The 14,516-nt window shown below is 39.4% G+C and carries 16 protein-coding genes; 12 read left to right on the top strand and 4 right to left on the bottom strand.

The genetic code is table 11. The features are described 5' to 3' along the window. Nucleotides 1–250 precede the first annotated feature (250 nt). Nucleotides 251–1,279, bottom strand: coding sequence for a mechanosensitive ion channel (locus FIB07_11365; protein NJD53454.1), 1,029 nt, complete (start codon nucleotides 1,277–1,279; stop codon nucleotides 251–253). Between the two features lie 95 nt (nucleotides 1,280–1,374). On the opposite strand from FIB07_11365, the gene FIB07_11360 reads away from it, so the two are divergent. From FIB07_11360 to FIB07_11320, 9 genes are all read left to right on the top strand, one after another. After that, nucleotides 1,375–2,244 (top strand): FKBP-type peptidyl-prolyl cis-trans isomerase, encoded by an 870-nt coding sequence (locus tag FIB07_11360; protein ID NJD53453.1) that lies wholly within the window; start codon nucleotides 1,375–1,377, stop codon nucleotides 2,242–2,244. Nucleotides 2,245–2,248: 4 nt separating this feature from the next. Continuing rightward, the gene (locus FIB07_11355; GenBank protein ID NJD53452.1) at nucleotides 2,249–2,608 is read left to right on the top strand and encodes a nucleotide-binding protein; all 360 of its coding nucleotides are present in this window, start codon (nucleotides 2,249–2,251) and stop codon (nucleotides 2,606–2,608) included. A 43-nt stretch (nucleotides 2,609–2,651) separates the two neighbouring features. Continuing rightward, nucleotides 2,652–3,605, top strand: a complete 954-nt coding sequence (locus FIB07_11350; GenBank protein ID NJD53451.1) for an ABC transporter ATP-binding protein — start codon at nucleotides 2,652–2,654, stop codon at nucleotides 3,603–3,605. Then, nucleotides 3,602–4,348: an ABC transporter gene (locus FIB07_11345; GenBank protein ID NJD53450.1), complete on the top strand. Its 747-nt coding sequence runs from the start codon at nucleotides 3,602–3,604 to the stop codon at nucleotides 4,346–4,348. Before FIB07_11350 ends, FIB07_11345 begins: the two co-directional genes overlap by 4 nt. Before the next feature lie 455 nt (nucleotides 4,349–4,803). Continuing rightward, nucleotides 4,804–5,280: a hypothetical protein gene (locus tag FIB07_11340; protein NJD53449.1), complete on the top strand. Its 477-nt coding sequence runs from the start codon at nucleotides 4,804–4,806 to the stop codon at nucleotides 5,278–5,280. A gap of 346 nt (nucleotides 5,281–5,626) precedes the next feature. Next, nucleotides 5,627–6,139 carry an amino acid-binding protein gene (locus tag FIB07_11335; GenBank protein ID NJD53448.1) on the top strand — a complete coding sequence of 171 codons (513 nt, stop codon included), beginning with the start codon at nucleotides 5,627–5,629 and terminating at the stop codon, nucleotides 6,137–6,139. Next, nucleotides 6,136–7,134: a homoserine dehydrogenase gene (locus FIB07_11330; protein ID NJD53447.1), complete on the top strand. Its 999-nt coding sequence runs from the start codon at nucleotides 6,136–6,138 to the stop codon at nucleotides 7,132–7,134. The genes FIB07_11335 and FIB07_11330 overlap by 4 nt, the downstream gene beginning before the upstream one ends. Then, on the top strand, nucleotides 7,131–8,123 hold the full coding sequence (locus FIB07_11325; protein NJD53446.1) for a class I SAM-dependent methyltransferase family protein: 993 nt from the start codon (nucleotides 7,131–7,133) through the stop codon (nucleotides 8,121–8,123). The genes FIB07_11330 and FIB07_11325 overlap by 4 nt, the downstream gene beginning before the upstream one ends. Nucleotides 8,124–8,179: 56 nt before the next feature. Beyond that, entirely contained in the window at nucleotides 8,180–8,617 is a 438-nt protein-coding gene (locus FIB07_11320) for a pyridoxamine 5'-phosphate oxidase (GenBank protein ID NJD53445.1), read from the top strand. Here the strand turns inward: FIB07_11320 and FIB07_11315 are convergent. Continuing rightward, nucleotides 8,614–9,378 (bottom strand): thymidylate synthase, encoded by a 765-nt coding sequence (locus FIB07_11315; protein NJD53444.1) that lies wholly within the window; start codon nucleotides 9,376–9,378, stop codon nucleotides 8,614–8,616. The genes FIB07_11320 and FIB07_11315 overlap by 4 nt on opposite strands. A gap of 144 nt (nucleotides 9,379–9,522) precedes the next feature. Between FIB07_11315 and FIB07_11310 the strand changes: the two genes are divergently transcribed. Together FIB07_11310 and FIB07_11305 are read left to right on the top strand one after the other, a co-directional pair. Beyond that, nucleotides 9,523–11,721, top strand: coding sequence for a PAS domain S-box protein (locus tag FIB07_11310; protein ID NJD53443.1), 2,199 nt, complete (start codon nucleotides 9,523–9,525; stop codon nucleotides 11,719–11,721). Beyond that, on the top strand, nucleotides 11,718–12,545 hold the full coding sequence (locus FIB07_11305; protein NJD53442.1) for a response regulator: 828 nt from the start codon (nucleotides 11,718–11,720) through the stop codon (nucleotides 12,543–12,545). Before FIB07_11310 ends, FIB07_11305 begins: the two co-directional genes overlap by 4 nt. A 33-nt stretch (nucleotides 12,546–12,578) precedes the next feature. Here the strand turns inward: FIB07_11305 and FIB07_11300 are convergent, their stop codons facing one another. Then, nucleotides 12,579–13,091 (bottom strand): hypothetical protein, encoded by a 513-nt coding sequence (locus tag FIB07_11300; GenBank protein NJD53441.1) that lies wholly within the window; start codon nucleotides 13,089–13,091, stop codon nucleotides 12,579–12,581. A 334-nt stretch (nucleotides 13,092–13,425) separates the two neighbouring features. Between FIB07_11300 and FIB07_11295 the strand changes: the two genes are divergently transcribed. Further along, on the top strand, nucleotides 13,426–13,557 hold the full coding sequence (locus FIB07_11295; GenBank protein NJD53440.1) for a hypothetical protein: 132 nt from the start codon (nucleotides 13,426–13,428) through the stop codon (nucleotides 13,555–13,557). Nucleotides 13,558–13,750: 193 nt separating this feature from the next. Here FIB07_11295 and FIB07_11290 read toward each other — a convergent pair whose 3' ends face one another. After that, nucleotides 13,751–14,488: a DUF541 domain-containing protein gene (locus FIB07_11290; protein NJD53439.1), complete on the bottom strand. Its 738-nt coding sequence runs from the start codon at nucleotides 14,486–14,488 to the stop codon at nucleotides 13,751–13,753. Between the last annotated feature and the right edge of the window lie 28 nt (nucleotides 14,489–14,516).

The raw sequence follows: 14,516 nt of genomic DNA, 5'->3' as shown, positions 1-14,516 counted from the left end.
AAAAGCAGGGCGAGATAAAAGCAGTACAGCATCTTATAAACTTCACCCGGATAAATTTAGCTCCGGCTGGTAATCTTATTGTTTTGTTCTTAAGATGGTTTTTTAGCTTATACTTATGAATATGGGAAACCAGGCATAAATATGACACAAGAACGGATTTTACGTATTGAAGAGGTCTGTATGCAGTATAACTGTCAATGCCGTTGAAAGAGGCCCTCAGGAACAATCAGCCTGTATAGGATATTCAAGATTAGTCTTTCTTTATATGCACATCCATCTGGTTAAATGGCATCTCAATCCCTTCATTTTTAAAGCGAATGAAAATCTCCCTGAAAACCCGGTCAATAATGGGATGCCTGTCATCATAATGTCTTACCCATACAATCAATTCGAAGTTCTGGGACGACGAAGCATATTCAGTAAAGCGGACAGAAGCCTCAGGTTCTTTCAGGATAAGTGGTGTTTTACCTGCAATTTCAAGAAGGATTTTCTCCACCTGTTTTGGATCAGTACCATATGCAACGCTGACAGGTATCTTTACCCTTACCGAGGCATCAGGGACTGCATAATTAATTATCTGCTCATTGATTACTTTGGAGTTGGGAATTGTGATAATGGTATTATTAAGTGTTTTTATATTGGTATATCTGGGTTTTATTTCGTAGACATCCCCATAGACCCCGCCCATTTCCACCCTGTCCCCGACTTTATAAAGCTGGTCAAGGGTGATGGTGACGCCCCCGAATACGTTTGAAAGCAGGTTCTGGGCTGCAAGCGCGATGGCCAGACCCAGGATTCCCATACCTGTGATGAACGCTGTTATATTATATCCGATATTCAACAGGGCGGTCATAATACCAAACAGCCAGATAATGTAAGTTACTGACATATCTGCAAGGGCCACGAGCCTGTCATCCATGTCTCCCTGGGTCTTCGCTGCAATATCATAGCCATACTCTTTAATGATCCTCTTTGCCAGAGATGCAGCTATCCATGTTATAAAAATAGTGATAATAAAGCGCCTGTACATGTAACCCTGGTCATATCTATTTATCAGGCCTGCCAGATAGGGGGTCTGGTGGATGGCATAATAAATGCCTGCAACAATAACAAGTATGTAAAGCGGTCTCCCGATTGCATGAAGAATAATATCATCAAGTTTTGTATTTGTCTTTTCGGCTCTTTTTTGAAGGATCTTTATTATAACACTTATTGCAGCAGCTATTACCAGACTGATGCCCAGTGTTATTAATGGTTTAAGTAATGGCGGTATTTCCATATCGATTTCCCGGATGAATAAAGGATTTAAATATGTTCTCCCAGAATAATCACAAATTACTTATATGTTATCATCACTCTGGATGAGGTGATATCATGAAAAAATTATTAATTCTAATATTAGCAGCTGGAGTATTATTGAGCGGCTGCGTGGATAAAACAGCACAAACAGTAAAAAAGGGGGATAATATTTCCGTTAATTATGTTGGAAGCTTCGAGAACGGAACAGTTTTTGATACTTCTATTGAAAGTGTTGCTAAGACTAACGGTTTGTTTACTCCCGGTGCGACTTACGAACCGTTGAATTTCACTGTAGGAAAAAAATCAGTCATAGAAGGATTTGATGAAGGGGTTGTCGGAATGAAAGTGGGAGAGACCAAAAAATTAACAATTCCTCCTGAAAAAGCGTATCCTGTTAATCCCGGACAAATCTATGCAAGTCCAATAATAATTGATGTCCCGGTAAATAATACGGTTAAAAAGGGAGAGGTACTTCCGTTAGATCAATTTGAACAATTTTTTGGTGAAAATCATACTGTGGGCGAATCCCTGCAAATTCCAAATACAAATATCAATATAACTATCAATAATATCTCATCTGAAGTGTCATTTACCTATGACTTTAAACTGGGATCCAATGTATGGGATGCAAGAGCCCCATGGAATCAAACAGTAATAAAAATTGATGAAAAGAATATTACGTTAAGATCAAATGTTAAGAAAAACCAGGTTATACAGGAGCCAGGTTATCCCTTTACCACGACAGTTACTGATATAAATGATACAAATATCACTTTAAGACGTAACCCGATCCCTGATACAACAGTGGAACTTCCCAGTATGTTCGGCCAGATGATCCCCACAAAAATCAGTTTCAATGAGACATCTGTAATTTTTGACCAGAACCCTGAAGTTGCAGGAAAAACCCTTATCTTCAATGTAACATTGGTCTCGATAGATAAATGAGATAATGCAAAAAGAAGAAAAAATAGTGATCGTACTGCTGATAATGGCAGTCCTTTCACTTATTATCGGTTATTTTGGTTTTATTCCGCAGGTTGCCGCATATCCAGAAGATTCCAGGATCGGGGAGAAAGTATATGCAGAAGGAACGATCCTCTCAAAACAGATGACAGCAAAAGGGGATAACCTGATCCTTTCAATTTCAAATCTCAATATCAAAGTATTCATCTCAAAAGACAATGGGGCAAAAGAAGTGTATGATAATTTGAAAATAGGTGACAAAGTACGTATTAATGGTAAAGTCGCAGAATATAAGAATGCACGAGAGATCGTAGTTGAAAGCGCAAGTGATGTAACAAACCTGTAATCTGGCAATCAATTTTTTAATATGTAAAACCATATTAATTGGTATGAGCATCAAAACCGAGGCTCTTACCAAAACATTCGGTAAAATAACCGCTGTTAGCGAATTGAACCTCGAAGTAAAAGAGGGTGAGATATTCGGGCTTCTTGGCCCCAACGGCGCTGGGAAAACAACTCTTATCTCAATGCTGTGCACTATTTTAAAACCCACATCAGGAAGAGCCTGGGTCAATGGTTTTGATATAGTCAAAGAACAGGGAAAGGTGAGAAAATCAATAGGTATCGTCTTTCAGCAGGCAAGCGTTGATGACCTTCTGACCGGACGGGAAAATCTCGCTCTTCATAACCTGCTTTTTGAAGTCCCAAAAGCTGTAAGGTCGCAGCGTATTGATGAAGTCCTGTCTCTTGTGAATCTTGAAAAAAGGGCTGATGACTTTGTAAATACTTATTCAGGCGGAATGCGAAGGCGTCTGGAACTTGCCCGCGGGATAATGCACCATCCTAAAATCCTTTTCCTTGATGAGCCTACACTTGGTCTTGATCCGCAGACAAGAGAGCATATATGGGAGTATATAAAAGACCTTGCGCAGAAAGAATGCATGACAGTTTTACTTACAACTCATTATATGGAAGAAGCAGAGCAGCTTTGCGACAGGGTTGCAATCATCGATTATGGAAAGATTGTCGCGTTAGATTCACCTGTTGCCCTGAAGAAAAAGATAGCAGGGGATGTGATCAGTATCAGACAAAAAACACCTGATATCGAAAGAATCAGGAAACTTGATTATGTTATTAAAGTTGAGGAGAAAGAAGGGGTACTTCTTATTTCCATAAAGGATGCAGGCAAACATCTCCAGGATTTGCTTTTAAACACAGGTCCGATTGATTTTGTGGAGGTAAGAAGAGGAACGCTAAATGATGTATTCTTGCATTACACAGGCAGGGATATCCGTGAAGCAGAGGCTGAAGGCGGATTCTGGGAAAGGGTGATGAAAAGATGAGCGAGATAGAAGGTATATATGCAGTCTGGCTTCGGGAAGCAAAAATCTATATTCGTGAGAAAGAGCGGCTTATTTCATCGGTCATCTCGCCGCTTCTCTGGATATTCGGGTTCGGGGCAGGTCTTGGCTCAACAGTCGAAAAAGTCAGCGGGTATCCGTATCAGATATTTATCTATCCCGGGATAATGGTCATGACAGTATTATTCACATCGCTTTTTTATGGCGTGTACATTATCTGGGACAGGAAACTTGATTTCTTAAAGGAAGTGCTTGTTGCGCCCATATCAAGAGCAAGCGTATTTGCGGGAAAGATGCTGGGCGGGGCAACTGATGCAATGGTGCAGGTGGTATATCTCATAATTATAGGATTTTTTATAAGTATTCCCTTTACCCCTCTTGTGATCGTAGAAGCGTTCCTGATGCTTCTCCTTATCTCAATAGCAATGGTGAGTATAGGTCTTGTAATAGGAGCGAACCTGAAAAGCCCCGAGGGTTTCAGCCTTGTGATTAACTTTGTAATGTGGCCCATGTTCTTCTTCAGCGGCGCTCTTTTCCCTGTGAACAATCTTGCGCCCTGGCTTTCTGCTGTCACTTATATCAACCCGCTGACCTACGGAGTGGATGCCATGCGCGGTATCATCCTGGGGATAAACCATTTTCCAATCCTGCTGGATGCCGGGGTGCTGGTATTGTTTGCGGCTATCATGATGGAGATCGGTATACTGAGTTTCAGGAAAATGTAACACTTTTTGATTAATCGAAATATCATGCTCATTTTCTAACCGGATATTTAATATAATATAATATATTATTAGATGGGTCTGAGGTCGAATAAATATGAATAATGAGGCACAAATTGATGAAGAGAGAAGATGCAGACGGCTATGTCCGGATTGCCCGATGAGAACTAAGAATGATATGACAGATACAATAGATCCGGATCATTGTTAACCTGGCAGGATGAGAGTATGAAATATACTATCGGGGATGCTGTAAGATTCAGACTTGAATCAGGTGAAGTACAGGAAGGAAATATTCAATTTATCGAAAAGGGGAATTCTGAAGAAATATATTATATAAACAGCTCCAACAGATGGGCTTATAAAATATCCGGGAAAAAAATAATCTCATAAATCACAAATCCGGACAGGTTCGATGTGGGTAACGAATTTATATTATAAATACATAAAATGCCAGCATGGGAACTAAAAATGGATTTGGAAATGCACAAATTCTTGCATTGGCTGGTGGAATTGTATCTATAATAAGCGTCTTTTTACCATGGTACAGCGCAAAAGGAAGCATGTTTGGCGCGGCATCAAGCATATCTGTAAATGGTCTTGGCTATGCCAGCGGAACCGGGCTTCTGCTTGGCCTCTGGAGTGAGAAAGCAACATGGGAATTCCAGGGACTGGGAGTTCTTGCCCTGGGGATCGTCAGCATAGCTGTCAGTGTATTCCTCATGGAAAAAATCCGGAGTATGGCGATGTTAATATGCGGTGTCCTGATAATCGGTGGCTGGGTAGTAAATATAAGAAGTATCTGGGAATTCTCCGGCGACTTTATGGGCGCATCCATGCAATCAGGTGCAGGGTACGGCCTGTATATGGTTGCACTTGCAGGCACTATGGTTGCAGCCGGTGGATTGCTTGCATGGAGAGACTTTCAAAATTGACATCACTCTGGGAAAGCAAAATCATTTAAACCTTAACATCATATTATCCAATGATATTGGAATAAGCTGACAGGGGACGTTCGCTTAGTATGTCCGGGAATACAGAAATGGGAGTTGTCTGAATTTTCGGACGCTAAAATCCAAACATAAAATTGGAAGGAGAATGTAACATGGAAATAATCGAAGTCAAATGCGAGAATTGCAGCAAAGAAATATATATAAACCGTGAACAAGTCAGGGAAAAAATGTTCTGTACTCTGGGGTGCATGGATTCCTATAAAAGTCTCTCATCAACAAAAAGACATCACTAAAAAAACTTATTAATTACCTGTGCATACTTGGGGACATGATAGTTTCGATGACCCTGGAGCTTAAGGATATCCCCGGACAACTGGTGCTGGCGCTCTCGCCAATATCGGAATTCCACGGGAATATCATGAGCGTAGTTCACCAGCATGACGAGAAAACACCACGCGGATCAATACCTGTACAGATAACATTTGAGATAGAACACAGCGTATTGAACAAGCTTATTGACCGGCTTGAAAAAAGTGGTGTAAAAGTAGCAAGGGTCGGGGAAGAAAGATTAAGGTCAACGGTTTCTGTTGTTCTTATCGGGCATATCGTTCATTCTGATATGGGAGATACTATTGATAAAATTGATTCAACAGGATTTGCTGAAGTCGTGGATATGTCTCTTTCAATGCCAGCTATTGAAAAAACCTCATCAGCTTATCTTGTGATCAATGCAATCGGTGAAAAAGAGTTGGGCAAGGCACTTGATATAATGAGAGAAGTTGCAGCCAAGAAAGACCTTCTTCTGATAGAGCCTATTCGCCTGAATTCGGTGGGATCATGAGAATAATCAATATTTCTATAATCGGATTTGGCGCAGTAGGCCAGGGTGTCGCACGTTCCATTTTATCAAAGCAGGAATATCTTAAAAAAGAAGGAATTGACCTTCGCGTTGTGGGAATATCAGATTCAAGAGGCTGTGAAATAAATACCAAAGGAATTGATCTTGAGAGCGCGCTTTTAAGAAAAAAACAAAAAGGCTCAGTTGCAGACGGTTCGAAGAATGCACTTGATATCATTCGCGATGTAGAACATGATATTGTTGTTGAAGCCACTCCTACAAATATAAATAATGGGGAACCTGGACTCAGCAATATGCGCCTGGCATTCAAATCTGGAAAACATGTTGTAACATCTAATAAAGGCCCTTTAGCGTTGCATTTTAACGAATTGAAAGAGGCAGCAGAGGATAACGGTCTTTTCTTCAGGTATGAGGCAACTGTGGGCGGAGCAGTCCCGATTTTTAACCTTGTTCATGAAGCACTGGCAGGAAACACTGTCACCGGGATAGAAGGGATCTTAAATGGCACATGCAATTACATCTTGACGAGGATGTCCGAAGAAAGAATGCCGTATGATCTTGTTCTTAAGGAAGCGCAGGAACTGGGGATAGCCGAAACCGACCCTGCGTATGATGTTGAAGGTATTGATTCTGCGATAAAGCTTGTAATAATTGCAAACTCCATTTTCGGGCTTGATTCTACTTACAGGGATGTTGATGTTACGGGCATCACGAAAATAACGCCTGAAGCGCTTGAACTGGCTAACAGGAATAATTATGTCGTCAAACTTATCTGCGAAGCACGGGAAGGAAAACTCACGGTAGCGCCCCGGCTTGTTCCGAAACGCCATCCCCTTGCAGTAGGAGGAACGTTGAACGTGGCATCAATACTAACAGACCTTGCAGGAAGGATCACTATCAGCGGCAAGGGTGCCGGTTCGATTGAAACTGCAAGCTCAATCCTTAGCGATATCCTGTATATTGCCCGAAGTTCATGAAAGCTGTCCGCGTAAGTGCAGGAGAATCAGAATCAGTCCGCCAGAAACTACTTTCAGAATCGGCTCTTGATACAAACAGGAAGTTAGTGAAAAAGAATGGTTTTATTGAGATTCCTGTTATGGAATCATTTAAAACAGATGAATTTTTTTTGTTTGAGCAAGACAGACCTGAATATTATTTTCAGGAAAAAACACTCAGCAGCATCCTTAACATTCCTGACACTGAGAAAAAATTATTGCCGCGGGGATGGCAGGTCATCGGGAAAATAATAATTGTAACTCTTAATGAAAATCTGGAACATCGAAAAAAAGAGGTAGGGGAAGCATTACTCACACTTTATCCAAGATGTAAAACAGTGCTTCTTGACAGGGGTATAATCGGCCGGATGAGAGAGCCTCTGCGTGAGATCATAGCCGGGAGTTGCACTGAAACAATTCATAAAGAAAACGGTTGCTTTTTTAAGCTTGATACCATGCGGGTCATGTTCTCGCAGGGAAATCTTGCTGAAAAAAAACGAATGAGCAGACTTGGAAAGGATGAAACTGTCGTTGATATGTTCGCAGGGGTAGGTTATTTTTCAATACCCATGGCAGTCCACTCAAAACCCAAAAAAATAATTTCCATTGAAATAAACCCGGTTTCATTCGGGTTTCTGAAGGAAAATATCACTCTCAACAGGGCAGGGAATATCATTGTACCCATAGCAGGGGATTGTGCAGAAGTAACTCCCTGTGCAATAGCAGACCGCGTTATTATGGGATACCTGGATGGCCATGAATATCTCCCTCAAGGGATCAGCGCCCTGTTACCGGGAGGTATCCTGCATTATCATGAGGCTGTGCCGGAGGCTATTGAGCAGCGTCCCGCGGAGAGGATATTGGATGCTTCTAAGAGGCATGGAAGGAGTGCGAAGATAATCGGGATGCACAGGATCAAGAAATATGCGCCCGGGGTCTGGCATGTGGTTGTGGATGCGAGGGTGGATTAGTCTTAGTGTCCATAACTGATTTATATATGCAAATCAATCAAGTGGCGGTGGAAATTATGGATTTAAAAGATTATATTGAATTTGCAAACAAGAATCCTGCATGTTATCTTGCGACCGCAGACATTGACCAGCCCAGAGTAAGGGGGTTCCTGATGTGGTATGCCGATGAAAGCGGTTTTTATTTCCATACGGGGACTACGAAAAGTGTATGCAAACAATTACAGAAGAATCCAAAAATTGAAGTTTGCTTTATAGCCCCGTCACAGGACCCTGCGAAAATGAAGATGATGAGATTAGCGGGAAAAGTGAAGTTTCTTGATGATCTCAAACTCAAAGCGAGATTACTTGAGGAGAGACCTTTCTTGAAAGCAATTGGGACAGGAAAGCCTGATGACCCGCTCTTTGCAGTATTTAAAATATATACCGGGGAAGCATATTTCTGGACAATGGAAAACAATATGAGGGAATCAGAAACCGAGAAGATCAAGTTTTAGAAGATGTATTCTTTATTTTCCAGGGCATTATGAACTGCTTCCCTGATAATGTACCCTGCTTTGTGCAGGATAGTATCTTTGAGTTCGGTATCTCTTTCCATCCCGGCAGTGCAGGGATATGCATGGTGCGCCCCTGATATGACCTCATCAAGTTTGCTATCCACCGGAGTGTTCTTAAGTTTCTGTGCCACATAATATGCACATCCGCATGGCTGGCTGGTCAGGATCTGTACGGAAATAATTTTGTTATTCTGGACTGTAATCTTAAATCCTGGAAAGCCAATTCCAAATTGCCCTATAAAATCGTCAATTAAGGGATTATCACCTTTTTTAAGGGAGCAGAATGGTTTTGGCGCAGCAAATACAATTCCGGATTTTTCGCATTTTTCTTTTAACTGGTTCCTTAATCCTGGCGACAGCCAATTCGGTTCTTCAACAGGAGCTATTATCAAGCGTGTTCCGGAATCCTTTGCCATTACCGGGAGTTCGGTGATAATATCCGGGTGAAGGTTAATTGCCAGCAATATGTCGTTTTCCGGAAGAACATGGGGCAGGTATTTTTTTGGCTCTTCAATATATCCGGGCAGATCCAGGGGTTGTATATATATCCCGATAATGTTTTTTGAAAAATCCAGGTTTTTATTGTCCCTGCAAAAAATACACAATTTATCACAGGAAATACAGAAATTCCTGTAATTTAACAGGTTCCCTATTACGCGCTCCCCGAATTTGCCATTATATGCTATAAAAATTCGTTTCATGTTTATAACTATTTTAATTATATGTCTGACACATTATTAGTTATTTTGCCATAATCATATTTGATCGGGCAAACTATTTATTATAATAATATTAATCATCATTATTAGAAAAGACACTCAACAATTTTAAAACAGGTAGAAATCTTGAATCCAATATGGAAATTAGTGATCCTGGTTGCGTTTGTTTCCTTTATAGGATACGTTCTGGAAGAATCTATAGAATTATCAACGTTAAATAATGCCGAATCACCGGGAGAACTTTTAGAGATTATATCTGACCTGTTCGCTGTGTTTGTGGCTATTTCAATTTTTACTATAACGTGGTATGCATATAATAAAAGCCGGGATAATCATTCTCTTTTTCTTGGTTCCGCTTTCTTAATTATTGGACTTTTAATTCTGTTTCATTTACTTTCTTATCCTTTTATGCCGGATTTCATCAATTCCAACTCGTCTCACAAAGCAGGGATTTTCTTTTTTGAATCCAGATTCATCCTGGCTGTTTCACTTATATCAAGTGTATATATTCATAATGATTCACTTCCTAAATTGATTAACAAAAAAGTAATGGTTTTGTCTGTAATAGTAATATTGTCAGTTTTCCTGTCTTCTGTTTTCGTCCACGATAATATGTTCTTTCTGGGATTTACCCTTGATAATTATTCCATTCCAGCTGTAATGTTATTATTCATAACAACAATAATTATTTTAGTTGCAGGCTACCTTTATGCAAAAAGAGCCAGGGAAACAGGGCAGAGAAACCTTCAATATTTAACATATGGTTCTGTTATAATAATTTTCAGTAATATGGTCTACCTTTATAGTGAATTCTCAGGACATTTCCTGATAATTGCCAGTTTTTTTTATTTTTATCTTGGCCTATATAGATCATCCATAGAATTACCATATGAAAAGCTGGCCATAGCAGAGGAAAATCTTCGCATAAGAGCAGAGAATAAGTACCTTAATATATTCGATAATGCAAATGATGCAATCATAACAACGGACCTTGAAGATAAAGTTACTTCATGGAACCGCAGCGCGGAGAATCTTTTTGGATGGAATGCACATGAAGTAATGGAAAAGAAACTTTCCAGCCTGATAGTTCCGTTAAATTTACAGATTTACAGGGAAGATCTCATCCGTAATACTATAAATGGCAAATCGGCTTCCGGGGTAGAAACAATATACATGCGTAAAGATGGTACCAGGATTTTTGTGAATTTGACAACGTCTCAATTGCTGGATTTGAATCAGAATTTAGCTGGTCTGTCATTCATAGTTCGTGATATTACTGAACGCAAAAAAGCAGAAGATTTACTGAATAAATCAAAGGAATTCGCCGAAACCGTGATTAACAGTATGAATGACGCTATTGCTATCATTGATATTAATAATTTCAGGATAACCGATGTAAACTCGGTTTTCCTGGAGATTTATGGGATGAAGAAAGAAGAATTGATGGGAAAAACCTGTTACGAGATCACACATAAACGTTCTTCGCCATGTACTTCTCCAGACGATATCTGCCCTCTAATTAATACTTTGAATTCGGGTAAATATTCAGAAGCAGAGCATGTGCATTATATCAGGGGTGGAAAAAAGCAATATGTTGAGGTTTCTACATCGCCCATAAAGGATAAAACCGGGAAGGTTGTAAATGTTATTTATGTGTCAAGGGACATTACTGAACGAAAGCTGGCAGAAAAACAAATTGAAATCTCCCTAAAGGAAAAAGAAACGCTTCTAAAAGAAATCCATCATCGTGTCAAGAACAATATGCAGATTGTTTCCAGTCTTCTGGATTGTCACGCCCATTATATCAAAGATAAAAATGTGATTGACATATTTACCGAAAGCCAGAACAGAATAACTTCCATGTCTCTTGTTCATGAAAAACTCTATCAATCCAAAGATCTGGCAAAAATTGACTTCAATGATTACATCAATGATCTGGCTGCTAATCTTTTTCAGTCTTATGTAGTCAATTCGGACAAAATAACACTTAACATAAAAATTGAAAATATCCAGTTAGATATTGATTCTGCCATTCCATGTGGACTGATAATCAATGAACTGGTCACTAATTCTTTAAAATACGCATTTCCAGGGGGCAAAAAAGGTGAAGTCAGGATAGCATTACGAAAAATGGATGAAGAAATGTTTGAACTTGTGATCGGCGATAATGGCATCGGCCTGCCAAGAGACCTTGATTTTAGAAAAACCAGCTCATTGGGTTTGCATCTGGTCACAATACTGGCAGAAAACCAGCTACATGGTGAAATCAATGTAAATACAGATACAGGGACGGAATTTCAAATTAAGTTCGGAGGGATAAAATGAATACTGCAAAAAAAATAATTATTGTTGAAGATGAAGTCATTATTGCAGAAGGCTTACAAAGGAAATTAACGACGATGGGATATGATATTATCGGAATAGCATCTTCAGGGGAAGAGGCTGTCAAAAAGGTAAAAGAAAATAATCCTGATCTGGTGTTGATGGACATCGTAATACATGGTAAGATAGACGGAATTGAAACTGCAGCACAAATACATTCTCTTTTTGACATCCCTGTCGTGTACCTTACTGCTTATGCTGATGAAAAAACACTGGAAAGAGCAAAAATAACAGAGCCTTTTGGGTATTTAATTAAACCGTTTAAAGATAGAGAATTACAGATTACAATTGAGATAGCTCTCTACAAACATGGAATGGGACAGAAACTAAAAGAGAGTGAAAAGAGTTTGAGAGAGAAAAACCAGTGGCTGACAGCAGTTATTGAAAGCGTAGGTGATGCGGTCATTGCCACTGATCCGGATGGATCAATAAGACTTATGAACCCGATCGCAGAGGCATTGACAGGCTGGAAGCAGAACGATGCGATAGGAAAACCTCTGACGTGTGTCTTTAATATTATCAGCGAAACCAATATAAAATTAGAAGATCCTGTAAGAAAGGCAGTCAAAGAAGATATTTTCTATGGTCTTGCGGATCATACAATATTGATAACAAAGGAAGGTATGAAAATACCTGTTGATATTATCGGTTCAAGCATCAAAATTGATGGAAATAACATTATTGGTATTGTACTGATTTTCTATGATATTTCTGAGCGCACAAGAAATTATGAGGCGATGAAAATATTGCATAGGAAGGGAGTGTAATTATGAGATTATATGCCAGGCGTTAAATTCACCTTATTCCAGCATTTTCTCAAACATCTTTCTGATAATCATTCTTTTCAATATGAAATAATCCTGGGTAGCCGCCATTACAGCCTGTTTTTCCATCATCTTCCTGTCATGGGTCCATCCGGCCATTACTTTCTTCAAGGTTTCCATTAAAATATCTTTTTTTTGTTCGGGTAAACTTGTGATAATATCTGTTCTTGTTTTTACGATCTTTATCCTGTCTTCCTCAGGGAGTTCTGCAATTGAATCAAGCATATCGCTTATTGCTGTCATTCTCTTATCTTCCGGCATGGCCGAGAATTGCTCCATGCGCGCGCTCAAAATCTTGCGCCGTTCTTCATCCGGTTTCAATGCAAGCATGTGTACGGCTTCCATCATCTGATTGATTTTTTCAGCTTTCATCTTGTACTCCTGGCATGCAGGACACTTTTCAAGATGTTCATCCAGTGATGCTATATCTTTACCCGAACACTCTTCGCATGCTTTTGCCAACTTTTCTAATTCTTCCCTTTGACTCATAAAAAAATTCACCAATAAAAAATAATAGGTATTTTCTCAGATATATAGTTGATTCATATATTAATTTTAGTCCGCCAGCTCACATTTTAAATAATGGTAGATTGCCTTGGCAATGGCATCTTTTATTGAAGATTCCCCGGACTTCACTTTCAAAGCGATCACGTCTTCCTGGGGAAGTACTGACTGGATATGGACATATCTCATATTTATCTCCTGAAATTAAATATATGATTATTATTTATATTTACAATTCACACGAATATATAGGGAAGTGTGAAGTTTGGAACATCGAATCAAAAATTGATTGCGGTTATCTTTTCTGAACATAAAAAAAATGATGGGGTGGTGTCCTGATTCAAATGCCTTTGCAACGAAGCGGATGATGGTAACTCTGCCCTCAGACGAGGTATATGGGATGAAAGATCAAAATATAAATTTCAGTTTTCACTTTACGAGGCAAGTATAATCAAACGGTTCAAATTTTTTTATCCATCTGGTTTTGTCTATTGGCTCATATTGCGGGTCTCTTCCTTTACCTAAGGTCTGGAAGATCTTATCTTCTGTAATTTCAAGAATGTTCATCAATAGTAAAAATGTATTTAATCGCTTATATAGCTGATATAATATTTTAATGCTCAAAATAATTGTTATTATTATGATTACTCAATTATGTATGTTACCTGGACAGTTAATGAAACTTTTGTCTCCCCGGGATTAACTGGTGTAGCAACTTTTCCTTGCGAAATTGATGCCTCCCTGAGAAATGGTTGAATAATCCCGCCATCACTTATGGAAGATGTCTTCACACCGACTATCCTGACATCCAGATTTTTAGCAAGATCATTGGCCTTTGATGATGCATTCGATACAGCTTCTGTCAGCAGCTCCTCCTGAAGTTCCTTTTGTTGTTGTTCGGATACGGAAAAGGATATTCCTCCAATCTGGTTGCCCCCTGCGGCTGCGGATCTGTCAATAATATCGCTCAGTTTATCTAACATCCTGGTCGTAACCTGTACATTATTGGATGCAGAATAAGTTTCAATGGTTTGTATGCCATTAGTTTTGTAAACAGGCTGGATGGAAAGAAAAGACGTTTGAATGTCTTTATCCTCAAGCCCGAGATTCTTGAGTTCATTAATTACTGCATTCATTGAAATGGCATTCTTATCTGAAGCTTCCTTTGCAGTTTGTGCCTGAACAACAACACCAATGCTCAATGAAGCAGTATCAGGGGCTACATTTTTACTCGCAGTGCCTGAAATTGTGAGAGTGTGCTCTTCTTTTTGCCCGGATATGGCCGCAGGTCTGGTGAATAGTAAAACTGCCATTAGTACTATGGCAATAGACAGAATAAAAAGGACTGAATATAATTTATTGCCGGATATTTCCTGTGTCATTTTCCCACTACTCTTAAATATCAATTTG

The organism is Candidatus Methanoperedens sp. (genome assembly GCA_012026795.1).
Classification (GTDB): domain Archaea; phylum Halobacteriota; class Methanosarcinia; order Methanosarcinales; family Methanoperedenaceae; genus Methanoperedens.
Note: the sequence above shows the minus strand (reverse complement) of the source record. Positions and strands in the feature narration are given on the sequence as shown.